Raw genomic sequence first — 20,374 nt, 5'->3', positions numbered from 1 at the left:
AGTGATGTGCAGCGCTCTGTCCAGTGGTACGTGTGTGCGGGCTTACGCCTCAGTGCTTGGCGGGCAGAAAGCCGACCCGGTCATAGGCCTGGGCGAGCGTCTCCGCGGCGACGGCGCGTGCCTTCTCGGCACCCTTGGCCAGGATCGAGTCCAGCGTCTCCGGGTCGTCCAGATACTGCTGGGTGCGCTCCCGGAACGGCGTCACGAACTCGACCATGACCTCGGCGAGGTCCGTCTTGAGCGCACCGTAGCCCTTGCCGTCGTACTTCTGCTCCAGTTCCGCGATTCCCGTACCCGTGAGGGTCGAGTAGATGCTGAGCAGATTGCTGACACCGGGCTTGTTCTCGGCGTCGTAGCGGATGACGGTGTCGGTGTCGGTGACCGCGCTCTTGACCTTCTTGGCGGTGGCCTTCGGTTCGTCGAGGAGGTTGATCAGGCCCTTCGGCGTGGACGCCGACTTGCTCATCTTGATCGACGGGTCCTGGAGGTCGTAGATCTTCGCCGTCTCCTTGAGGATGTACGGCTTCGGGACCTCGAACGTCGTCCCGAACCGGCCGTTGAAGCGCTCGGCGAGGTCACGGGTGAGCTCGATGTGCTGGCGCTGGTCCTCGCCGACCGGGACCTCGTTGGCCTGGTACAGCAGGATGTCGGCGACCTGGAGGATCGGGTACGTGAAGAGGCCGACGGAGGCCCGCTCCGCGCCCTGCTTGGCGGACTTGTCCTTGAACTGGGTCATGCGGGAGGCCTCGCCGAAGCCGGTGAAGCAGTTCATGACCCAGGCGAGCTGGGCGTGCTCGGGGACATGGCTCTGGACGAACAGCGTGCAGCGCTCGGGGTCGAGACCGGCGGCCAGCAGCTGGGCGGCGGCCAGCCGGGTGTTCGCGCGCAGCTCCGCCGGGTCCTGCGGAATGGTGATCGCGTGCAGGTCGACGACCATGTAGAACGCGTCGTGGGACTCCTGCAGGGCCACCCACTGGCGGACGGCGCCGAGGTAGTTGCCGAGGTGGAACGAGCCTGCGGTGGGCTGGATTCCGGAGAGCACGCGGGGACGATCAGAGGCCATGCTCACCATTCTCTCAGGTGTCGGCCCCCGATCCGGAACTGGTCGGAAACAGATGGGAACCGATCCGTCTCCTGCGGTGTAACAAAGGTGTGAGAACGCGGGAGGGGGGCCGCATCGTCGATGAGGCCGCGGTGATCGCACGGGTACGCGCCGGGGAGCCGGAGGCGTACGCGGAGCTGGTGCGTGCCCACACGGGCATCGCGATGCGGGCGGCCGCGGCACTCGGGGCGGGTGCGGACGCGGAGGACGTGGTGCAGCAGGCCTTCGTCAAGGCGTACTGCGCGCTGGGCCGGTTCAAGGACGGCGCGTCGTTCAAGCCGTGGCTGCTGTCGATCGTGGCCAATGAGACGAGGAACACAGTGCGTACGGCTGCCCGCCAGCGCACGCTCGCCGGCCGCGAGGCGGCCTTCGCGGAGGCTGAGCCGCTGATACCGGAATCGGCGGACCCGGCGGTGGCCACCTTGGAGACGGAGCGCCGCGTGGCCCTGCTGTCCGCAGTGGAGAAGCTGAGCGAGGAGCATCGCCTGGTCGTCACCTACCGCTATCTGCTGGAGATGGACGAGTCCGAGACCGCCCAGGCCCTGGGCTGGCCCCGGGGCACGGTGAAGTCCCGGCTGAACCGCGCGCTGCGGAAACTGAGTCGGCTGCTGCCGGACTTCGAGCCTCGGGAAGGGGGTGATGAGCGTGAGTGAGGGACGGGAGCCGTACGGGGGTGAGGGCGGCCGTGGGCCCGCGGGCGCCGGTGGCCGGGGTCCGCGCGGTCGTGGCGGTGACCGGGGTCCGGCTCCGCGGGGGCGTGGCCATGGGCGGGCGCCGGACGGCGGTGCCTCGCGGCTTCCGGAGGAGCTGCGGGCGCTGGGCAGGTCGCTGGACGCGCCCGGGGCCGACGAGGCCGGTGGGTCCTTCGGCTCCGAGACCATGGTCGAGCGGGTGCTCGGGCAGATACTCGCCGACCAGCTGCCGGTCCCGGTGGCCGAGCCGCCACGCGCCCGTGAGCGGCTGAGCGCGGTGCGGCGCTGGACGCGGATGCGGTGGCGCTCCCTGAGCGCGGCGCTGTGCGGCCTGCTGACGGTGCTCGCGCTCACGCCGCCGGTGCGGGCCGCGGTCTACGACTGGTTCGACTTCGGCGGGGTCGAGGTGCGGTACGACCCGTCGGCGACGCCCTCGCCCGGTGCCGAGGTGCCCGGCTGCGGGCACTCGGTGTCCCTCGCGGAGGCGGGGCGGCGGGCCGGGTTCGCGCCGCTGGTTCCGGAGGCGCTCGGCAGCCCTGACGCGGTGGCGGTGACCGCTGGGTCGCAGGGGCGGACTCTGGTGACCCTGTGCTGGCGTGAGCGGGGGAAGACGATCCGGCTGGACCAGTTCGCGGCCGGCCTGGACATCGCGTTCACGAAGACCGTGCGCGAGCAGCCGGAGTGGATCTCCCTGGGCGACGAGCCCTCGGACATCGGCGCGGCGAACGGCACGGCCCTGTGGTTTCCGCGCCCCCACCTGCTGACCTTCTGGCTGGTGGACGCGGACGGGGAGCGCTACGCCCACAAGGCGCGGACCGCCGGGCCGACCCTGCTGTGGAGCCATGCGGTGGGCACCGAGGACGTGACGCTGCGGATGGAGGGCGTCGCGTCCAAGGCGCGGGCGGTGGAGATCGCGAAGTCGCTGGAGAAGTCTCCGAAATAGTGCGGGCGGGGTGGGAACCCCGAGGGGTCGGGCGGTGTACCAGAAGTGACACACGGCTCGCGCGGACGGGGGCGGGCCGTACGGCATCGGCTGGTTGGGGGTTCTGATGCACAGGCGGATGGGCGGCTGGAGGGGTGGGCGGCGTCGACTGGCGGCGCTGGCAGGGGTGTTGGCGGCTGCGGTCGGGCTGGCCCTGGGGGGCGCGGGGTCCGCTTCGGCGGGTGGGCCGACCAGCGTGCTGATCGTCTCGCCGGAGAGCACGGAGACGGCCTCGCTCTACCACTCCGACGAGAAGTACGGCGAGTTGCAGCAGCTCCTCGGCGAACCGGGCGCGGGCTCGGCGGCCAAGCCTCCCGAGGCCGATCTGGTCACCGGTCCGCAGATCAATGTCACCTGGATGCTGCACGACGTGACGCCGTGGCGGGTCGACCGGGTCTATCCGGCGGCGGACTCCAAGGCGGTCTGGATACACACGGCGGCGAACCTGGAGGCGTCGACGAACGGCACCTGGCACCGCGCCGAGCAGCCGGCCGTCCTCCGCGGTCTCCTGGAGAACCTGGGCGTGATGGGCGAGGCCTCCGACGGTGCCTCCTCGGTGGAGTACCCCCCGCCCTGGGACATGCACGGCACGGAGTCGGCGGAGGCCACCGAGGCGACACCCGCGGCGGCCCCGGCCCAGCGGCCCGGCTCGGGGGACGGCGCCGACTGGTGGTGGGCGCTGCCGGGCCTCGCGGCCGGTGCGGTGCTGGCGCTGGTGCTGCGGCCTTTCGCCACCCGGCTGCCGGAGGTGCCGGCGCTGCGGCGGTGGAGGGTGCGGGAGCCGGGGCCCCGGCAGGAACTGAGGGACGTATGAGGGCTGGCTTCCGTGGCACCGGGGGTCGGGCCGGCCGTCGGGTGCCTGCCTCCGTGGCGCCGGGAGTCGGGCCGGTCGTCGGGTTCGCGGGCGGGGCCGGCGGGACGCCGCTGATACGCCGCGCGGCGGACCGGCGGGGAGCCGGACCGCCGCGGGAGGGGGCACGTCAGGAACTCATCGACCTGTGAGAGTCGCCGTTCTTTGACAACTCAAGAGCGCGTTGGTCAGCCGAGGTCGATCTCGGGGTACAGCGGGAAGCCGGCCACGAGGTCGGTGGCGCGGTGGGAGATCTCGTCGGCGACCTTGGCGTCGAGGACGTGGGAGGCCTTGGAGGGGGCGCCCGACTTGGTGGTGCCCGGCTCGGCGGTGGTGAGGACGCGGTCGATGAGGCCGGCGACCTCGTCCATCTCGGCGGTGCCCAGTCCACGGGTGGTGAGGGCGGGGGTGCCGATCCGGATGCCGGAGGTGTACCAGGCGCCGTTGGGGTCGGCCGGGATCGCGTTGCGGTTGGTGACGATGCCCGAGTCGAGGAGGGCGGACTCGGCCTGGCGGCCGGTGAGGCCGTAGGAGGAGGCGACGTCGATCAGGTTGAGGTGGTTGTCGGTGCCGCCGGTGACGAGGGTGGCGCCGCGGCGCATCAGGCCCTCGGCGAGGGCGCGGGAGTTGTCGACGATGCGCTGGGCGTAGTCCTGGAAGGAGGGCTGGCGGGCCTCGGCCAGCGCCACCGCCTTCGCGGCCATGACGTGCGGGAGCGGGCCGCCGAGGACCATCGGGCAGCCGCGGTCGACCTGGTCCTTGAGGGAGTCGTCGCACAGGACCATGCCGCCGCGCGGGCCGCGCAGCGACTTGTGGGTGGTGGTGGTGACGATCTGGGCGTGCGGGACCGGGTCGAAGTCGCCGGTGAGGACCTTGCCGGCGACGAGACCCGCGAAGTGCGCCATGTCGACCATCAGCGTCGCGCCGACCTCGTCGGCGATCTCCCGCATGATCCGGAAGTTCACGAGGCGGGGGTACGCCGAGTAGCCGGCGACGATGATCAACGGCTTGAACTCGCGGGCGCTGGTACGCAGGGCCTCGTAGTCGATGAGCCCGGTGGCCGGGTCCGTGCCGTAGGAGCGCTGGTCGAACATCTTGCCGGAGATGTTGGGGCGGAAGCCGTGGGTGAGGTGTCCGCCGGCGTCCAGGGACATGCCGAGCATGCGCTGGTTGCCGAAGGCCTGTCGGAGCTCTGCCCAGTCGGCGTCGGTGAGGTCGTTGACCTGACGGGCGCCGGCCTTCTCCAGGAAGGGGACCTCGACGCGGTCGGCGAGGACGGACCAGAAGGCGACGAGGTTGGCGTCGATGCCGGAGTGCGGCTGGACGTAGGCGTGGCGGGCGCCGAAGAGCTCCTTGGCGTGCTCGGCGGCGAGCGACTCCACGGTGTCGACGTTGCGACAGCCGGCGTAGAAACGGCGGCCGATGGTGCCCTCGGCGTACTTGTCGCTGAACCAGTTGCCCATCGCGAGGAGGGTGGCCGGGGAGGCGTAGTTCTCGGAGGCGATCAGCTTGAGCATCTCGCGCTGATCGTGGACCTCCTGGCCGATGGCGTCGGCGACGCGCGGCTCGACGGCGCGGATCACGTCGAGGGCGGCGCGGAAGGCGGTGGACTCGGTGGAGAGGGGCTGCTGCTCCGACATGTGCGGCCTCCGGATGGCGTGGCGGTTGCGGTCACGATTCACGGTTCGGCCCAGGCGCACGGCACTGTCACTCACAGGCCGCTCCCCGATGGTCCGTCCCATCCCAGCGCGCCAGTCACGGCCCGCGGCCAGCCTACCGGGCGGCCCGGACGGGGGAGGCCCGGCGTCCACCATGCGAGCGAGGAATCACCCTGCTCCGGGCCGTGGTCGCCGTCCGCGGTCGGCGGGGGCGGCCCGGTGCGGCAGGCGGGGTCAGGACGGCTTGCGGCCCCAGGCGAGGACCATGAAGTTGGGGATGTAGGTGGTCCCCTGGAGCTTCGTCAGGGTGATCACCTCCTCGATGTCCGCGTCGCTCACCTCGCCCGTCTCCAGGAGCCGTGGCCGCAGGGAGCGCAGGGTGAGGGGGAAGAAGGCGGCGGAGCCGCCGGTCAGGACGGGGGCGTAGACCTCCGCCCCGACCTCGGTCAGCCCGGCGTCCGCCAGTGCCTGCGGCAGGCGGCGGCCGGTGCCCGGATCCACCCCGGCGGCGCCGAAGGCGGCCCGCAGCGCGCGGCCGAGGCGCTCGGCCACCTCCAGGTACTGAGGCGGGTAGTAGCGGGCGGCGGCCGGGTACATCGGTCCGTCGATGTCGAAGTCCTCCACGAGCACCCAGCCGCCCGGTCGGGTCGCGGCGGCCATGCGCCGCAGTGCCTCGTCGCGGTCGGAGAGGTGTTCCACCACGGCCCGCGCGTGCACGAGGTCGAAGGAGGCGTCGGGGAGCCGGTCCGCGAGGATGTCGTGCCGGCGCACCTCCAGGTTGGACAGGGCGTGGGCCGCGGCGAAGCGCGTGTCGAGGTCGACGGCGAGCACCCGCCCCGCGGCGCCGACCTGCCGGGCCAGCCAGCGGGCGATGCTGCCGGCGCCGCAGCCCACCTCCAGACATCGCCAGCCGTCGGCGACGCCCAGTTCGGTCAGCCGGTGCTTGCTCTGGCCGTCGTAGATCTCCTCCAGCGCGCTGAGCCTGCTGTGCTCGCGCTCCCAGGACGGGTCGAAGACGTATCCGTTCTCCACCGTGGCCGTGTCGCTCACCGATCGCCCCTCTCCGTTCGTCACGGGGCGGTCATTCTGTCGCGTCAGAGGATCACGTGGGGCAGGAAGCGCGCGTATTCGTCAGTCACCGGCCCGGACGACTCGCGGATGCCGAGGCCCGCGGACTCGTCCTCGACGACCCAGGCACCGAGGACGACACGGTTGCCGTCGAAGTCGGGCAGCAGGGCCAACTCCTGGTAGCAGCAGGGTTCTTCACGCGGGACGGGCGCGGCGCCGGGTTCGTGGATCGTCACGCCGGCGCCCTCGCGGCCCAGCAGCGGCTTGGCGACGTACCCCTGTGTATCGGCCAACTCCCGTGGCCCGTCCAGATATGCGGGGAGGAGGTTGGGGTGGCCGGGATACAGCTCCCAGAGGATCGCCAGGAGCGCCTTGTTGCTCAGCAGCATCTTCCAGGCGGGCTCGATCCACAGGGTGCTGCCCGTGCCGCCGCCGTTGTCGAGGGTGTCGAGGACGTGGCCGGCGAAGCGGTCGGTGGTCAGCCACTCCCAGGGGTAGAGCTTGAAGCAGCTGCGGATGAAGCGGAGTTGCTTGTCGACGAAGCGGCCGGACAGCGGGTCCCAGCCGATCTCCTCCATGGAGATCCAGGCGGTGTCCAGGCCGGCCTGCTCGGCGGTCTCCTGGAGATAGGCGACCGTCATGAGGTCCTCGCCGAGTTCGTCGGCCGAGGAGTACGCGAAGTACAGGGGGCCGCCGGGCGGGAGCAGCGCGGCCTGCTTCTTCCAGGCGGCGATGAGGCGCTCGTGGAGGGAGTTCCACTGGTCGGCGCCGGGGAAGCGCTCCTCCATCCAGAACCACTGGGGCGAGGCGGCCTCGACGAGGGAGGTGGGCGTGTCGGCGTTGTACTCCAGGAGCTTGGCCGGGCCGGTGCCGTCGTAGCGGAGGTCGAAGCGGCCGTAGAGGGAGGGGAGTTCGGCGCGGCGGCGCCAGGCCTCGGCCACCGCGTCCGCGACGCGCGGGTCGGTGATGCCGAGGTCGGCGAAGCGGTCGGCCGTGACGATGTGGTCCGCCGCCCGCAGGCACATGCGGTGGAGTTCCTCGACGACCTCCTCCAGCGCCTCGACCTCGTCGAGGGAGAAGACGTAGTAGGCGCTCTCGTCCCAGTAGGGGCGCAGCGAGTCGTCGGGGTGGCGGGTGAGGGGGTAGATGAGCCCCTGTTCCTCGACGGTCTGCTGCCAGCCGGGGCGGGGTTCGGTGGTGCGGCGTTCCATGGCGTACGTCTGCTCGTCGTCCCGTGTCCGCTCAGCCGCCGCTGCTGCCGCCGGAGCAGCCGAAGCCGCCGCGGTCCACAGCCTCGCTCTTGCTGAAGGTGCCGTAGTCGGCGTAGCCGGAGCTGACGTCGGCGTCGTAGTACCAGGCGGCGTCGGCGGTCTTGCCGGTCTTCTTCTTGCCGCTCTTGCCGTACGAGGAGGAGCCGGAGCTGGAGGAGTTGCAGTTCTTGTCGGCGACGACCTTGTAGCCCTCGTAGGTGTAGCTGTCGCGGTCGACGCAGCGGCGGTCGGGTTCCGAGCCGCAGGACGTGAGTGCCGCCGCGACGACTCCCATGCCGCCGAGCACGACCGTGCTCGAGCGCAACCGGCGCCGTGTGTCCGCCATTTTCGCGTCTCCCCGTTGTTCGTCTGTTCGTCTCTGGGTTGTCCGGCGGTCAGCCTAGAGATCGGTAATAAGCGCCACGCAGGCGCCCCGCCCGTCACACCCCCTCCCCTACAGTCGCTTTGTGCTCTTTGGGATGGTGTGTGCGCTTGGTGCGGCGGTCTGTTTCGGTACCGCGACGGTGTTGCAGGCGGTTGCCGCGCGGGCGGCGGGCAGCGGGGGCGGTGGGGAGGCGGCGCTGCTGCTGCGGGCGGTGCGGCAGTGGCGGTATCTGGCGGGGCTGGGGCTGGACGGGGTGGGGTTCCTGTTGCAGATCGCGGCGCTGCGGTCGGTGCCGATCTATGCGGTCGGGGCGGCGTTGGCGTCGAGTCTCGCCGTGACCGCGGTGGTCGCGGCACGGTTGCTGCGGGTGCGGTTGAGCCGGGTCGAGTGGGGTGCGGTGGGGGTGGTGTGTGCCGGGCTCGCGATGCTGGGGGTCGCGTCGGGGACGGAGGGGGAGCTGGAGGGGCCGGGCGCGTTGAAGTACGTGATGCTCGCCGTCGCCGTGGGTGTGCTGCTGCTCGGGCTCGCCGGCGGGCGGCTGCCGGAGCGGTGGCGGGGGCCGCTGCTCGGGCTGGGGGCCGGGTTCGGGTTCGGGGTGGTCGAGGTGTCGGTACGGCTGATCGACTCGCTCGCGCCGTCGGAGCTGCTCGCGAATCCGGCGACGTATGCGCTGCTTCTGGGCGGGGGCGCGGCGTTCCTGTGTCTGACGTCGGCGCTGCAACGGGGGTCGGTGACGACGGCGACCGCCGCGATGGTGATCGGGGAGACGGTGGGGCCCGCGCTGGTGGGGGTGGTGTGGCTCGGGGACCGCACACGGGAGGGGTTGGGATGGCTCGCGGTGCTGGGGTTCTTGGTGGCGGTGGCGGGAGCGTTGGGGTTGGCGCGGTTCGGGGAGGCGCCGGCGGAGGAGGAGTCGGTCGGCGTGTGACGGTTCGACGTGGTTGCGCTCACGGCTCACACCTCCCCACCCACGGCTCATACCCCCGCCCACCGCTCACGCCTCCACGCTCACCACTCACGCCCTGATGCTGCTGTTGTCCGCCCGCCCCGGCGCCCTCGCCGACCGCATCGGACCACGCCCCACGGCTACGGCATGACCCGGCACAGCGCCTCCAACGCCCCCGCCCACCCCCGGTCCGACGGCGCCCCGTACCCCACCACCAGGGCGTCCAGCCGCTCGGCCACCGCCTGTGGGTGGCGGAAGTAGGACAGGCCGTGGAGGGCCACGCCCTGCCAGGCGGCGGACTGGACGACGGACTGTTCGGTGCCGGGTGGGAGGCGGAGGACGGCGTGGAGGCCGGCGGCGATGCCGGTGACGTGGACGTCGGGGGCGTGCTGGGCCAGGGCCGCGACCAGGGCGTCTCGGCGGCGGCGGTAGCGGAGGCGGGAGGCGCGGACGTGGCGGTCGTAGGCGCCGGAGACGATGAACTCGGCCAGGGTCAGCTGGTCCAGCACTCCGCAGGTGTCGACCTTGCCCTTCGCCTCCGCGGCCGCCTCCGCCAGGCCCTGTGGGAGGACCATCCAGGCCAGACGGAGGCCGGGGGCCAGGGACTTGCTGGCCGTGCCGAGGTAGACGACGTGGTCCGGGTCCAGGCCCTGGAGCGCGCCGACGGGTTGGCGGTCGTAGCGGAACTCCCCGTCGTAGTCGTCCTCCAGGACCAGGCCTCCGGTGCGCCGCGCCCAGTCGACGACCGCGGTCCGCCGGTCGCGGTGCAGGGGGACGCCCATGGGGAACTGGTGGGCGGGGGTGAGGAGGACGGCCCCGACCCCAGCCTCGACCCCGCCACCGGCTCCGGCTCCGGCTCCGGCTCCGGCTCCGGCTCCGGCTCCGGCCAACCCTCCGAGGTTCGTGCCCAGTTCGTCGTACGGGAGCGCCTCGGCGCGCAGGCCCGCCGCCGTCAGCTGGTTCCAGTGCACGTCCAGGCCGTAGGACTCCACCGCGACCGACCGGACGCCGCGGGCCCGCAGGACCGTGCCGAGGATGCGGAGGCCGTGGGCGCAGCCCGCGGTGATGAGGATGCGGTCGGGATCCGTGCGGACGCCTCGCACGCGGGCGAGGTAGCCGGCCAGGGCGGTGCGCAGCTCGGCGCTGCCGCGCGGGTCGCCGTAGCCGAGGGAGTGGTGGGGGGCCGCGAGGAGGGCGCGGCGGGTGGCCTTGAGCCACTCGGTGCGCGGGAAGGCGGTGAGGTCGGGGGTGCCGGGGCGGAAGTCGTGGGCGGGGAGGTGGGATGCGCGGCGGCCGGGGCGCGTGCCCGAGGGCGGCACCACCGCGCGGTCCGCCACCCGGGTGCCGGAGCCCTGTTTCGAGGTGAGCCAGCCTTCGGCGACCAGGTCGGCGTAGGCGTCGGCGACCGTGTTGCGGGCGATGCCGAGGTCGGCGGCGAGGGAGCGGGAGGAGGGCAGACGGGTGCCCGGGGCGAGACGGCCGGTGCGGACGGCCTCGCGCAGGGCGTCGGTCAGGCCGCGGCGCAGGCCGGGACCGGTGGGTTCCAGGTGCAGGTCGACGCCCAGAGTGGCCCAGGTTTTCGGCATGGAAATGGACCATACCCGTGGGCAGCCTCACGCATAGCGTCGACGTCATGACGACGCACACCGAGGACAGTCCGACGACCGTGGAGTACGCCCCTGAACACACCCCCCGGCTGAACTGGGCCGAGCAGGCTCCCGAGGTCTTCAAGGCGATGGTTCGCCTGGACGCCGCCGCGCGGAAGGGCCTGGATCCGAAGCTGCTGGAGCTGGTGAAGGTCCGCGCCTCCCAGATCAACCACTGCGCGCTCTGTGTCGACATGCACAGCAAGGAGGCGTTCGCGGCGGGCGAGAGCGTCGAGCGGATCGTCCAGCTGAGCGCGTGGGAGGAGTCGGAGCACTTCTACACCGAGCAGGAGCTCGCCGCGCTGGCGCTGACGGAGGCGGTGACCGTCCTGACGGACGGGTTCGTGCCGGACGAGGTGTATGAACGGGCGGCCAAGCACTTCACGGAGGCCGAGCTGGCGCAGTTGATCGCCGCGATCGCCGTCATCAACGCGTGGAACCGTTTCGGGGTGACCTGTCGGCTGGTTCCGGGGCACTACCGGCCGGGGAACAAGTGACGGGCCGTACGCGGCTGTTGGACCCGGCAGTCGGCCAGGCCATGTCCGCGCTCAGCGCCGCCGCGAAGAAGGGGCTCGGGGAACCCGCGCTGGCCGAACTGGTGATGATCCGGGCCTCGCAGCTCAACCACTGCGCGTTCTGTCTCGACATGCATCTGCGGATCGCTCGTGAACACGGGGTGAGCGAGCGCAAGTTGGAGCTGCTGGCGGCGTGGGAGGAGGCCGGGGACGTCTACGACGAGCGGGAACGGGCCGCGCTCGCGCTGACAGAGGCGGTGACCGTCCCCACGGACAGGTTCGTGCCGGACGAGGTGTACGAGCGGGCCGCCAAGCACTTCGACGACAGCGGGCTCGCCCATCTCACCGGGCTGATCGTCGCCATCAACAACTGGAACCGGGTGATGGTGAGCCGCCGTATCCCGCCGGGAGGCCACACACCATGAGCAAGGTCGAGATCTTCCGCAGACTGCACCGCCGCCCGGCACCGGACGATCCGCTCGTCCTGCCGGGTCCCTGGGACGCGGCCAGCGCCCGTGTCTTCGCCGAGGCCGGTTATCCGGCGCTCGCGACGCCCAGCGCGGGGATCGCCGCCGCCCTCGGACACGAGGACGGGGAGACGCCGGCCGACGAGATGTTCGCGGCGGTGGCGCGGATCGCCCGGGCCGTGGACGTTCCGGTGTCCGCGGATGTCGAGGGCGGGTACGGGATGGCTCCCAAGGAGCTGGTGGAGCGGCTGCTGGAGGCGGGTGCCGTGGGCTGCAACCTTGAGGACTCCAACGGGGGTGTCCTCAAGGACCCGCACCAGCACGCCGAGTGGCTCGCCGAGGTGCGGTACGCGGCCGGGGACGAGCTGTTCGTCAACGCCCGGATCGACACGTTCGTGCGCGGGGTCGAGGATCCCGAACCGACCATCGAGCGGGCGGCGTTGTACACGGCGGCGGGTGCCGACTGCGTGTATCCGATCGGCGCCCCGGCGAAGGTGCTGCCGCTGCTGCGGGCCGCGATCCACGGGCCGATCAATGTGATCGCGATGGTCGGCGGTGGCCTCTCCCCCGCCGAACTCGGCGAGCGGGGCGCCACCCGGGTCACGTTCGGGCCGGGCCTCCAGCGGCGCTCGTCCGAGATCCTCGCGGAGCTGGCCGAGGAGATGCGCTGACGGTGCGGCCCGGCGAGCGGCGGGGAAGGGATGTGCTTCCCCGCCGCTGCTCCGGCCCTCGGTCACGACAGCCACGCCTGCCAAGTGGACCTATGGCCCGCCACCCACTTCTTCGCCGCCTCCTCGGGTGTCAGCTTCTGGTCGGCGATCATCAGGGAGACCTCGTTCTGGTCCTCGGTCGTCCACTTGAAGTTCTTCAGGAAGGCCGCCGCCTTTCCGCCGCCGCGGGCGAAGTCGGCGTTGAGGTACTTCTGGAGCGGGGTGTGCGGATAGGCGCAGGCGACCTTCTCCGGGTCGGTGTCGCAGCCCTCCTTGTAGGCGGGGAGCTTCACCTCGGTCATGGGGACCTTCTTGAAGAGCCACTGCGGTGCGTACCAGTAGGTGAGGAAGGGCTTCTTCTCCTTGGCGAACTGCTTGATCTGGGTGATCTGCGCGGCCTCAGAACCGGCGAACACGACCTGGTAGTCGAGCTTCAGGTTGTTCACCAGCGCCTTGTCGTTGGTGACGTAGGACGGCGAGCCGTCCATCAGCTGGCCCTTGCCGCCGCTCTCCGCGGTGCGCATCTGCGCGGCGTACTTGTTGAGGTTCTTCCAGTCGGTGACGTCGGGGTGGGCCTTGGCGAAGTACGTCGGGACGTACCAGCCGATGTGCCCGGTGACCCCGAGGCCGCCGCCCTTGACGATGGTCTTCTTGTCCTGGACGTAGCGCTGTTCCTGCTCGGGGTGGCCCCAGTCCTCCATGATCGCGTCGACCCGGCCCTGGCTGAGCGCGTCCCAGGCGGGGACCTCGTCGACCTGCACGGTGTCGACGCGGTAGCCGAGCTCGTGCTCCAGCAGGTACTGCGCGACGGCCACGTTGGCCTGCGCGCCCACCCAGGACTGCACGGACAGGGTCACGGTCTTGGCGCCCTGCGCGTTGGCGAAGGGCGAGGCCTGCCGGGTCATGTCGGCGGCGCCGCAGCCGGTGAGCAACAGCAGGGAAGCGGCACCGGCCACCACGGCAGTCGTACGGATACGCATGTCACGCTCCCTTCTTCGCACGGCGTTCCGTCGGCTGGGTCACCCGGTCGAGCATCAGGCCGAGGCAGACGATGGCCGCGCCGGCCACCAGTCCGGTCGCCAGATCGCCCTGGGCGAGGCCGAACACGGCGTCGTAGCCGAGCGCTCCGCCGCCGACCAGGCCGCCGATGATGACGACGGCGAGGACCAGGACCACGCCCTGGTTGACGGCGAGCAGCAACGCCGGGCGGGCGAGCGGGAGTTGGACCTGGCGGAGTTGCTGCCAGGGGGTCGCGCCGAGCGAACTCGAGGACTCCAGCGCGGCCGGGTCGACCTGGCGCAGCCCCTGAGTGGTGATGCGGACGACGGCGGGCAGCGCGTAGACGACGGCCGCGGCGACCGCGGGGGCGCGGCCCACGCCGAAGAGGGCCACCACCGGGATCAGGTACACGAACTGCGGCATGGTCTGGAAGACGTCCAGGACGGGCCGCAGCAGTCGTTCGACCCGGTCGCTGCGGGCGGCCGCGATGGCGGTCGCGAAGCCGATGACGAGGGTGACGGCGACGGCGGCGAGGACCTGGGAGAGCGTGTCCAGGGACGGCTCCCAGACCCCCAGTACGCCGATCGCGGCCATGGCGAGGACCGCGGTGAGCGCGGTGCGCCAGGTGCCGATCAGCCAGGCCAGGGTGGCGACCACGAGCAGCACCGACCACCAGGGCAGCCATTGCAGGCCCTCCCGGAGCGGGTTCAGGACCCAGGTGGTGAAGTGGGCGGCCCAGTCGGCGGTGCCGCCGACGACGGGGACGCCGGAGTAGAGGTGGGCGGTCATCCAGTCGACGGCGCGGTTGACGGGCTGGGCGATCTGGACGACCCAGGCGTCGGGCCAGTCGAGGCGGCCCGCGAGACGTCCGGCCACGGCCACGGCGAGGGCGGCGACGAGGGCGTACGCCCAGCCCTTGCGGCCGGACCCCTCGGTCCCGTCTCCGGCGGCCGCCGTCACCCGGTCCAGTACGACGGCGAGGAGCACGATCGGGATGCCCGCCGCCAGCGCCGCGCCGACGTCGACCGACGCGAGCGCCTGGTAGACGCGGTCGCCGAGGCCGCCGGCGCCGATGACGGACGCGATGACCGCCATCGACAGGGCCATCATGATCGTCTGGTTGAGGCCGAGGAGGAGTTCCCTGCGGGCCAGCGGGATACGGGCGGTCAGCAGTCGCTGCCGGCCGGTGGCGCCGAGCGAGTCGACCGCTTCCAGGACCCCCTTGTCGGCGCCGCGCAGGCCGAGGGCGGTGAGCCGGGCCATGGGCGGGGCGGCGTAGACGACGGTGGCGAGGACGGCCGCGGGGACGCCCAGGCCGAAGACCATGACGACGGGGAGGAGGTAGGCGTACGCCGGGAGCACCTGCATGGTGTCCAGGACCGGGCGCAGGGCGCGGTCGAGGCGGTCGGAGAGGCCGGAGGCGAGTCCGAGGAGCGCGCCCACGACGACCGAGGCGAGGACGGCCACGACCATGAGGGCGAGGGTCTGCATCGTCGGCACCCACATGCCGAGCAGTCCGCAGGCGAGGAACGCGGCGGCGGTACCGAGGGCGAGCCTGACGCCGGCGACCCGCCAGGCGACGAGGGCGCCGATCGCGGTGACGCCGGCCCAGCCCGCCGCCAGCAGCACCAGGTACACGGCCCGTACGGAGAGGACGACCGCGTTGCTGATGTGGCCGAAGAAGTAGAGGAACAGGGGGTGGCTGTCCCGGTTGTCGACGATCCAGTCGCTGGCCGTGGTCAGTGGGCCGGAGAAGTCGACGGTGAGGGCGTCGGGCCAGGTTCCGCTCGCCCAGCGGGCGTTCGCCAGCGGTACGAGGATCGCGGCGACCGCGGCGAGCAGCAGGAGCTTGTGCACCGCGCGGTGCCGGAGGGCGGCGGGAAGCGTACGAGGGAGGGGAGCGGAGACCGTAGCCATCAGACCGCCTCCTTGGCGGTCCCGGCCACCACCCCGAGCAGTGCGTCCGAGTCCACCACCCCGACACAGCGGCCCTGGTCGACCACGCGGGCCGGGGCCCCCGCCCGGGCGACGGCCTCGATGGCCTCCGAGACCGTGGCGTCCGGCGCGACGGCCGGGCCGCTGCCCTGCTCCGCGGCCGACGCGGTCCGCATCGCCGTACGGACCGTCATCACCTGCTCGCGCGGCACGTCCCGGACGAACTCGCGGACGTAGTCGTCGGCCGGCGAACCCACGATCTCCTCGGGGGTGCCGAGCTGGACGACGCGGCCGTCGCGCATCAGCGCGATGCGGTCGCCCAGCTTCAGCGCCTCGTTGAGGTCGTGCGTGATGAAGACCATCGTGCGGCCCTCCTCACGGTGGAGGCGGACGACCTCCTCCTGCATGTCCCGGCGGATCAGCGGGTCGAGGGCGCTGAACGGCTCGTCGAACAGCAGGACCTGGGGGTCGACGGCGAGCGCGCGGGCCAGCCCGACGCGCTGCTGCTGGCCGCCCGAGAGCTGGCTCGGCCGGCGCTGTTCCATGCCCTCCAGGCCGACCTTGGCCACGACGTCCGCGGCCCGCGCCCGGCGCTCCGCCTTGCCGACGCCCTGGATCTCCAGGCCGTAGGCCACGTTGTCGAGGACCGTGCGGTGCGGGAGGAGGCCGAAGTGCTGGAAGACCATCGCGGCGCGGTGGCGGCGCAGTTCGCGCAGGCGGGACCTGTCCATGGCGCGGACGTCCTCGCCGTCGATGGCGATGGTGCCGGCCGTCGGTTCGATGAGCCGGGTCAGACAGCGGACCAGTGTGGACTTGCCGGAGCCCGACAGCCCCATCACCACGAAGACCTCGCCCTTGCGGACGTCGAAGGAGACGTCCTGGACGGCGGCGGTGCAGCCGGTGCGGGCGCGGAGTTCGGCGGGGGCCAGCCCCGTGAGCTCCGGGTCCGCGGGGATCCGGTCCGCCTTCGGGCCGAAGACCTTCCACAGGCCGTCGACGGAGAACACCGGCCCCTCGACAGCCTCAGCCGTACTGGCACTCGTACTCGTGGTCGTACTCATCACGCACCGCCTCCGATCAGGTCCACGGCCCTCTCACCGACCATCAGCACCCCGATCATCGGGTTCACCGCGGTCATCGTGGGGAAGACCGAGGCATCCGCGACACGGATGCCGTCCAGGCCGCGGATCCGCAACTCCGGGTCCACCACGGCCAGTTCGTCGTCAGCGGCGCCCATGCGGCAGGTCCCCGCCGGGTGGTACACGGTGTGCGCGACCTGACGGGCGTACGCGCTGAGCTCCTCGTCGCTCGTGACGGACGGGCCGGGACACACCTCGCGCTTGAGCCAGCCGGCCAGGGGCTCGGTCCGCGCGATCTCGCGGGCGATGCGGATGCCGTCGACGAGGGTGCGGCCGTCGTAGTCGTCCTCGTCGGTGAAGTAGCGGAAGTCGAGGGCGGGCTTCTCGGCGGGGTCGGCGCTCGTCAGGTACAGGCGCCCGCGGCTCTTCGGCTTGGGGATGTTCGGGGTCATCGAGACGCCGAACTCCGGGCGCTCGTACCCGATGCGCTCCGGGTTGTCCGTGAAGGGGACCTGGTAGAAGTGGAACATCAGGTCCGGGCCCGCGTGGTCGGGGTCGCGGCGGACGAACAAGCCCGCGTCGGAGTCCATCGCGGAGTTCTCCGGGATGGGTCCGTGGGTCTCCCAGACGATCACCGACTCGGGGTGGTCGAGGAGGTTCTCGCCGACGCCGGGCAGGTCCCGCACGACGGGGATGCCGAGCGCTTCGAGGTCCTCGCGGGGGCCGATGCCGGAGTGCAGCAGCAGCCGCGGCGAGTCGACGGCGCCCGCGCACAGCACGACCTCGCGACGGGCCCGTACGACGAACTCCTCGCCGTCCGCGGCCCTTACGTGCACGCCCCGTGCGCGCGTGCCGTCCAGGTCCAGCTTGTACGCCCAGGTCTCCAGCAGGATCGTCAGGTTGGGGCGCTCGTCCATCACCGGGTGCAGATACGCCACGGACGCCGAGGACCGCTTGTTGTTCTCGGGGTGGTAGGCGAGGTCGAAGAAGCCGACGCCGTCGTCGAAGGGCTTGCGGTTGAAGCCCTCGACGCGCGGGACGCCCGTCGCCGCCTGGGCCGCGTCGACGAAGTCGCGGGCGATGGCGTTCCGGTCCTTCTCGTCGACCGGGACGATGTTGTTGAGCAGGCGCGCGTAGTACGCCTCCATGGGCACCGCGCCCCAGCCCTTGGCGCCGTTCGCCTCCCACTCGTCGAAGTCGGACGGCAGCGGCTTGAAGGCGATCAGCGTGTTGTGGGAGGAGCAGCCGCCGAGGACGCGGGCCCGGCTGTGCCGGATGTGGGAATTGCCGCGTGGCTGCGGCACTGTCGGGTAGTCGTAGTCCAGGTCGCCGCCGAGCAGGCCCATCCAGCGGCGCAGGGTGAGGACGTCGTCGCGGCCCACGTCGCTGGGGCCGCCCTCGATGACGGCGACGGTGACGTCGGGGTTCTCGGTGAGTCGGGAGGCTATGACGGAGCCGGCGGTACCACCGCCGACGACGACGTAGTCGTATTCGTGCTGGTGCATGGGGGGTTACTCCAAGGACGTGCGATGAGCGGTTGCTTCAGCCGGCGAACCAGCGGACGGGCCGCGGCGCGAGGTTCTGGTAGATGTGCTTGGACTCGCGGTACTCGGCGAGCCCGGCGGGGCCCAGCTCACGGCCCGTGCCGCTCTTGCCGAAGCCGCCCCACTCCGCCTGCGGGAGGTAGGGGTGGAAGTCGTTGATCCAGACGGTGCCGTGGCGCAGCCGGCCCGCGACCCTGCGGGCCCGTCCGGCGTCGGCGGTCCAGACGGCACCCGCCAGGCCGTACTCGGTGTCGTTGGCGAGCGCGACCGCCTCGTCCTCCGTGCGGAAGGTCTCGACGGTGAGGACCGGGCCGAAGACCTCCTCGCGTACGACCTTCATCTCGCGGTGGCAGGCGTCCAGGACGGTCGGCTCGTAGAAGTAGCCGTCACGCAGGCCCCTGCTGCCGGGGGCCTCGTCGCCCGGGCTGTCCCCGCCCAGGCCCTCCGGCCGCTTCCCGCCGGTCCGCAGCACCGCGCCCTCCGCCAGCGCCGAGGCCACATACCCCTCGACCTTGGCGCGCTGCTGCTCGGAGACGAGCGGTCCGCACTCGACCCCGTCGTCCGTGCCGCGCCCGAGCCTGATCCGCCCGGCCCGCAGGGCGAGTTCGGCGACGAAGCGCTCCCGCACGGACTCCTCGATGATGAGCCGTCCGCCCGCCGAGCAGACCTGCCCGCTGTGGATGAAGGCGGCGTTGAGGGCCTGGTCGACGGCGGTGTCGAAGCCCTCCTCCGTGGCGCAGGCGTCGGCGAAGACCACGTTGGGGTTCTTGCCGCCGAGTTCGAGGGCGACCTTCTTGACCGAGGGAGCCGCGGCCTGCGCCACCTTGGTGCCGCTGACCAGGCCGCCGGTGAAGGAGACGAGGTCGACGTCGGGGTGCTCGGCGAGCCGGGCGCCGACCGAACCGCCGGGCCCGGTCACGATGTTGGCGACTCCGGCGGGGAGACCGGCCTCGACGAGCAGCTCGATCAGGGCGATCGTCGTCAGCGGGGTGATCTCGCTCGGCTTGACGACGAAGGTGTTGCCGGCCGCGAGCGCGGGGGCGATCTTCCAACTGGCCTGGAGCAGCGGGTAGTTCCAGGGCGTGATCAGCGCGCAGACACCGACCGGCTCGTGCACGACGACACTGTGGATGTCGGGCGAGCCCGCGTCGACGACGCGGCCTGAGGACTCGGCGGCGATGAGGCCGGCGAAGTAGCGGAAGGCGTCGGCGACACAGTCGATGTCGACGCGGCCCTCTTCGAGGGTCTTGCCCGCGTCCCGGCTCTCCAGCAGCCCGAGCCGCTCGCGATCGCGAACCAGCAGATCGGCGACGCGGTACAGCAGCGCGGCGCGCTCGGAGACGGGGGTGCGCGGCCAGTCGCCGTGGTCGAAGGCCTGCCGTGCGGCGGCCACGGCCAGGTCGGTGTCCTTCTCGTCACCCTCGGCGACGACGGCGAACGGCTGCGCGTCCGCGGGGTCGAGGATGTCGCGGGTCGCCCCGGAGACGGCTTCGCGCCACTCGCCGCCCGCGTGGATCGTCTGCCGCGTCTGTCGCGCGTGCTGTCCGGCCATGATCGCTGTTGCCTTCCGTTCCTGTTCAGTTCCCCTGAGTCACACGGGTGTCACTCACGGGGACCGTCAGCACCTGCCCTCGCCCTCGCATTGCATGCGCAATCGATGCCTGAAAGTGCGCCGCATCACTGAACATGCGGACAAATAGGGGTGAATCGTACGCTGAGTAGGGGTCCACGGAGGTGACGCATGGCAGGCAAAGCGTTGATCTGCGCGACGGCGGCACTGCTGCTCTCACCGGTCCTGATCGCCGCGGACGACGGCGACGATCTGACCGCCCGGCAATTGGCCGACCAGGCGAAGGACAATCTCCTCGACGCCGAGTCCGTCCGTCTGAGGCTGACGGACCGCGGCACGAGCGCGACGACCAGCAAGACGCAGCCGACGTCGATGGATCTCACCCTCGACCAGGACGGCAACTGCGTGGGGTCGATGCGGATGGGCTCGGGCGGCGGCAGCGTCGAGATCGTCAAACAGGGCGACGAGGTGTGGATGAAGCCGGACGAGGCCTTCTGGAAGGCCCAGGTGCCCGGCAGCCAGGGCGAGGCGGTGGCCGAGCTCTTCGAGAACCGCTACATCCACGGCTCCACGAACGACGCCGTGCTCAAGGGCATGGCCGACACCTGCGATCTGACCTCCTTCCAGGAGCAGGTCGAGGGCGACGACAGCTCCGAGGAGACCCCGCTGAAGAAGGGCGAGGAGACCACCGTCGACGGCACGAAGGTGATCCCGCTGAGGGGCACGGAGGACGGCAAGAGGGCGGTCCTCTACGTCACTTCGGACTCCCCGCACCAACTGGTCAGGGCGACCCAGCGGGGCGACGGCACCCATACGACGCTGACCTTCACGGACTACGGCAAGCCGGTGCCGACCACGACACCCTCGGCGAGCGAGTCGGTGGACGTGGGCAAGTTGCAGGAGGAGCTCCAGAACACCTGAGAACCCCTGGACGCACTGTGGACCCCGCGGGAACCTTTGACTAAAGTCAAAGAAC

19 protein-coding genes and 1 riboswitch are annotated in these 20,374 nt (G+C 71.7%); of the genes, 8 read left to right on the top strand and 11 right to left on the bottom strand.

Annotated features, from left to right (window positions below):
* Positions 1-49 precede the first annotated feature (49 nt).
* Positions 50-1,063, bottom strand: a complete 1,014-nt coding sequence (gene trpS, locus ACFY0U_RS24705; protein WP_388639205.1) for a tryptophan--tRNA ligase — start codon at positions 1,061-1,063, stop codon at positions 50-52.
* A gap of 131 nt (positions 1,064-1,194) precedes the next feature.
* Here trpS and ACFY0U_RS24700 point away from each other — a divergent pair, with 131 nt between their 5' ends.
* The 3 genes from ACFY0U_RS24700 to ACFY0U_RS24690 all read left to right on the top strand — a co-directional run bounded on the left by ACFY0U_RS24700 (position 1,195) and on the right by ACFY0U_RS24690 (position 3,590).
* A complete protein-coding gene (locus ACFY0U_RS24700) occupies positions 1,195-1,755 on the top strand; it encodes an RNA polymerase sigma factor (protein ID WP_388639204.1) in 561 nt (186 codons plus the stop codon).
* Positions 1,742-2,737, top strand: a complete 996-nt coding sequence (locus ACFY0U_RS24695) for a hypothetical protein (RefSeq protein WP_388639202.1) — start codon at positions 1,742-1,744, stop codon at positions 2,735-2,737. The genes ACFY0U_RS24700 and ACFY0U_RS24695 overlap by 14 nt, the downstream gene beginning before the upstream one ends.
* 235 nt (positions 2,738-2,972) lie before the next feature.
* Entirely contained in the window at positions 2,973-3,590 is a 618-nt protein-coding gene (locus tag ACFY0U_RS24690) for a hypothetical protein (protein ID WP_388639200.1), read from the top strand.
* Positions 3,591-3,814: 224 nt separating this feature from the next.
* Here ACFY0U_RS24690 and ACFY0U_RS24685 read toward each other — a convergent pair whose 3' ends face one another.
* The 4 genes from ACFY0U_RS24685 to ACFY0U_RS24670 form a co-directional block, all read right to left on the bottom strand.
* Positions 3,815-5,266 carry a glycine hydroxymethyltransferase gene (locus tag ACFY0U_RS24685; RefSeq protein ID WP_388639198.1) on the bottom strand — a complete coding sequence of 484 codons (1,452 nt, stop codon included), beginning with the start codon at positions 5,264-5,266 and terminating at the stop codon, positions 3,815-3,817.
* Between the two features lie 41 nt (positions 5,267-5,307).
* A riboswitch (ZMP/ZTP riboswitch) is annotated at positions 5,308-5,395 on the bottom strand.
* Positions 5,396-5,518: 123 nt separating this feature from the next.
* Positions 5,519-6,334: a methyltransferase domain-containing protein gene (locus tag ACFY0U_RS24680; protein WP_388639196.1), complete on the bottom strand. Its 816-nt coding sequence runs from the start codon at positions 6,332-6,334 to the stop codon at positions 5,519-5,521.
* 44 nt (positions 6,335-6,378) lie between these two features.
* Entirely contained in the window at positions 6,379-7,563 is a 1,185-nt protein-coding gene (locus ACFY0U_RS24675) for a glutathionylspermidine synthase family protein (RefSeq protein WP_388639194.1), read from the bottom strand.
* Positions 7,564-7,594: 31 nt separating this feature from the next.
* The gene (locus ACFY0U_RS24670) at positions 7,595-7,948 is read right to left on the bottom strand and encodes a hypothetical protein (RefSeq protein ID WP_388639192.1); all 354 of its coding nucleotides are present in this window, start codon (positions 7,946-7,948) and stop codon (positions 7,595-7,597) included.
* A 133-nt stretch (positions 7,949-8,081) separates the two neighbouring features.
* On the opposite strand from ACFY0U_RS24670, the gene ACFY0U_RS24665 reads away from it, so the two are divergent.
* A complete protein-coding gene (locus ACFY0U_RS24665) occupies positions 8,082-8,915 on the top strand; it encodes a hypothetical protein (protein WP_388639619.1) in 834 nt (277 codons plus the stop codon).
* A 158-nt stretch (positions 8,916-9,073) separates the two neighbouring features.
* Here the strand turns inward: ACFY0U_RS24665 and ACFY0U_RS24660 are convergent, their stop codons facing one another.
* Positions 9,074-10,519, bottom strand: coding sequence for a PLP-dependent aminotransferase family protein (locus ACFY0U_RS24660; protein WP_388639190.1), 1,446 nt, complete (start codon positions 10,517-10,519; stop codon positions 9,074-9,076).
* A gap of 47 nt (positions 10,520-10,566) precedes the next feature.
* Here ACFY0U_RS24660 and ACFY0U_RS24655 point away from each other — a divergent pair, with 47 nt between their 5' ends.
* Genes ACFY0U_RS24655 through ACFY0U_RS24645 form a run of 3 tightly spaced genes read left to right on the top strand, consistent with a single transcriptional unit; the run spans position 10,567 to position 12,232 of the window.
* Entirely contained in the window at positions 10,567-11,076 is a 510-nt protein-coding gene (locus ACFY0U_RS24655) for a carboxymuconolactone decarboxylase family protein (RefSeq protein ID WP_388639189.1), read from the top strand.
* Positions 11,073-11,519, top strand: a complete 447-nt coding sequence (locus ACFY0U_RS24650) for a carboxymuconolactone decarboxylase family protein (protein WP_388639187.1) — start codon at positions 11,073-11,075, stop codon at positions 11,517-11,519. Before ACFY0U_RS24655 ends, ACFY0U_RS24650 begins: the two co-directional genes overlap by 4 nt.
* Positions 11,516-12,232, top strand: a complete 717-nt coding sequence (locus tag ACFY0U_RS24645) for an isocitrate lyase/phosphoenolpyruvate mutase family protein (RefSeq protein ID WP_388639185.1) — start codon at positions 11,516-11,518, stop codon at positions 12,230-12,232. Before ACFY0U_RS24650 ends, ACFY0U_RS24645 begins: the two co-directional genes overlap by 4 nt.
* Before the next feature lie 62 nt (positions 12,233-12,294).
* Here the strand turns inward: ACFY0U_RS24645 and ACFY0U_RS24640 are convergent, their stop codons facing one another.
* The 5 genes from ACFY0U_RS24640 to ACFY0U_RS24620 are packed head-to-tail and all read right to left on the bottom strand — an operon-like array spanning position 12,295 to position 19,380.
* A complete protein-coding gene (locus ACFY0U_RS24640; protein ID WP_388639183.1) occupies positions 12,295-13,251 on the bottom strand; it encodes an ABC transporter substrate-binding protein in 957 nt (318 codons plus the stop codon).
* 1 nt (position 13,252) lies between these two features.
* Positions 13,253-15,187 (bottom strand): ABC transporter permease, encoded by a 1,935-nt coding sequence (locus ACFY0U_RS24635; RefSeq protein ID WP_388639181.1) that lies wholly within the window; start codon positions 15,185-15,187, stop codon positions 13,253-13,255.
* Positions 15,187-16,266: a glycine betaine/L-proline ABC transporter ATP-binding protein gene (locus tag ACFY0U_RS24630; RefSeq protein WP_388639179.1), complete on the bottom strand. Its 1,080-nt coding sequence runs from the start codon at positions 16,264-16,266 to the stop codon at positions 15,187-15,189. The genes ACFY0U_RS24635 and ACFY0U_RS24630 overlap by 1 nt, the downstream gene beginning before the upstream one ends.
* On the bottom strand, positions 16,266-17,789 hold the full coding sequence (locus ACFY0U_RS24625; protein WP_388639177.1) for a GMC family oxidoreductase: 1,524 nt from the start codon (positions 17,787-17,789) through the stop codon (positions 16,266-16,268). Before ACFY0U_RS24625 ends, ACFY0U_RS24630 begins: the two co-directional genes overlap by 1 nt.
* A gap of 37 nt (positions 17,790-17,826) precedes the next feature.
* Complete coding sequence (locus tag ACFY0U_RS24620; RefSeq protein WP_388639175.1) at positions 17,827-19,380, bottom strand: aldehyde dehydrogenase family protein; 1,554 nt, start codon at positions 19,378-19,380, stop codon at positions 17,827-17,829.
* Between the two features lie 189 nt (positions 19,381-19,569).
* On the opposite strand from ACFY0U_RS24620, the gene ACFY0U_RS24615 reads away from it, so the two are divergent.
* The gene (locus ACFY0U_RS24615; RefSeq protein WP_388639174.1) at positions 19,570-20,319 is read left to right on the top strand and encodes a hypothetical protein; all 750 of its coding nucleotides are present in this window, start codon (positions 19,570-19,572) and stop codon (positions 20,317-20,319) included.
* Positions 20,320-20,374: the final 55 nt, after the last annotated feature.

The organism is Streptomyces sp. NPDC001536 (assembly GCF_042894505.1).
Classification (GTDB): Bacteria; Actinomycetota; Actinomycetes; order Streptomycetales; family Streptomycetaceae; genus Streptomyces.
The sequence above is the reverse complement of the archived record's forward strand: the minus strand, read 5'-3'. Positions and strand labels throughout refer to the sequence as shown.

Bases quoted from the DNA above. Each gene is read 5' to 3' on its own strand.
- trpS (WP_388639205.1), bottom strand. From the start codon at position 1,063: ATGGCCTCTGATCGTCCCCGCGTGCTCTCCGGAATCCAGCCCACCGCA.
- ACFY0U_RS24695 (WP_388639202.1), top strand. From the start codon at position 1,742: ATGAGCGTGAGTGAGGGACGGGAGCCGTACGGGGGTGAGGGCGGCCGT.
- ACFY0U_RS24685 (WP_388639198.1), bottom strand. From the start codon at position 5,266: ATGTCGGAGCAGCAGCCCCTCTCCACCGAGTCCACCGCCTTCCGCGCC.
- ACFY0U_RS24675 (WP_388639194.1), bottom strand. From the start codon at position 7,563: ATGGAACGCCGCACCACCGAACCCCGCCCCGGCTGGCAGCAGACCGTC.
- ACFY0U_RS24670 (WP_388639192.1), bottom strand. From the start codon at position 7,948: ATGGCGGACACACGGCGCCGGTTGCGCTCGAGCACGGTCGTGCTCGGC.
- ACFY0U_RS24665 (WP_388639619.1), top strand. From the start codon at position 8,082: ATGGTGTGTGCGCTTGGTGCGGCGGTCTGTTTCGGTACCGCGACGGTG.
- ACFY0U_RS24660 (WP_388639190.1), bottom strand. From the start codon at position 10,519: ATGCCGAAAACCTGGGCCACTCTGGGCGTCGACCTGCACCTGGAACCC.
- ACFY0U_RS24655 (WP_388639189.1), top strand. From the start codon at position 10,567: ATGACGACGCACACCGAGGACAGTCCGACGACCGTGGAGTACGCCCCT.
- ACFY0U_RS24645 (WP_388639185.1), top strand. From the start codon at position 11,516: ATGAGCAAGGTCGAGATCTTCCGCAGACTGCACCGCCGCCCGGCACCG.
- ACFY0U_RS24640 (WP_388639183.1), bottom strand. From the start codon at position 13,251: ATGCGTATCCGTACGACTGCCGTGGTGGCCGGTGCCGCTTCCCTGCTG.
- ACFY0U_RS24635 (WP_388639181.1), bottom strand. From the start codon at position 15,187: ATGGCTACGGTCTCCGCTCCCCTCCCTCGTACGCTTCCCGCCGCCCTC.
- ACFY0U_RS24630 (WP_388639179.1), bottom strand. From the start codon at position 16,266: ATGAGTACGACCACGAGTACGAGTGCCAGTACGGCTGAGGCTGTCGAG.
- ACFY0U_RS24625 (WP_388639177.1), bottom strand. From the start codon at position 17,789: ATGCACCAGCACGAATACGACTACGTCGTCGTCGGCGGTGGTACCGCC.
- ACFY0U_RS24620 (WP_388639175.1), bottom strand. From the start codon at position 19,380: ATGGCCGGACAGCACGCGCGACAGACGCGGCAGACGATCCACGCGGGC.
- ACFY0U_RS24615 (WP_388639174.1), top strand. From the start codon at position 19,570: ATGGCAGGCAAAGCGTTGATCTGCGCGACGGCGGCACTGCTGCTCTCA.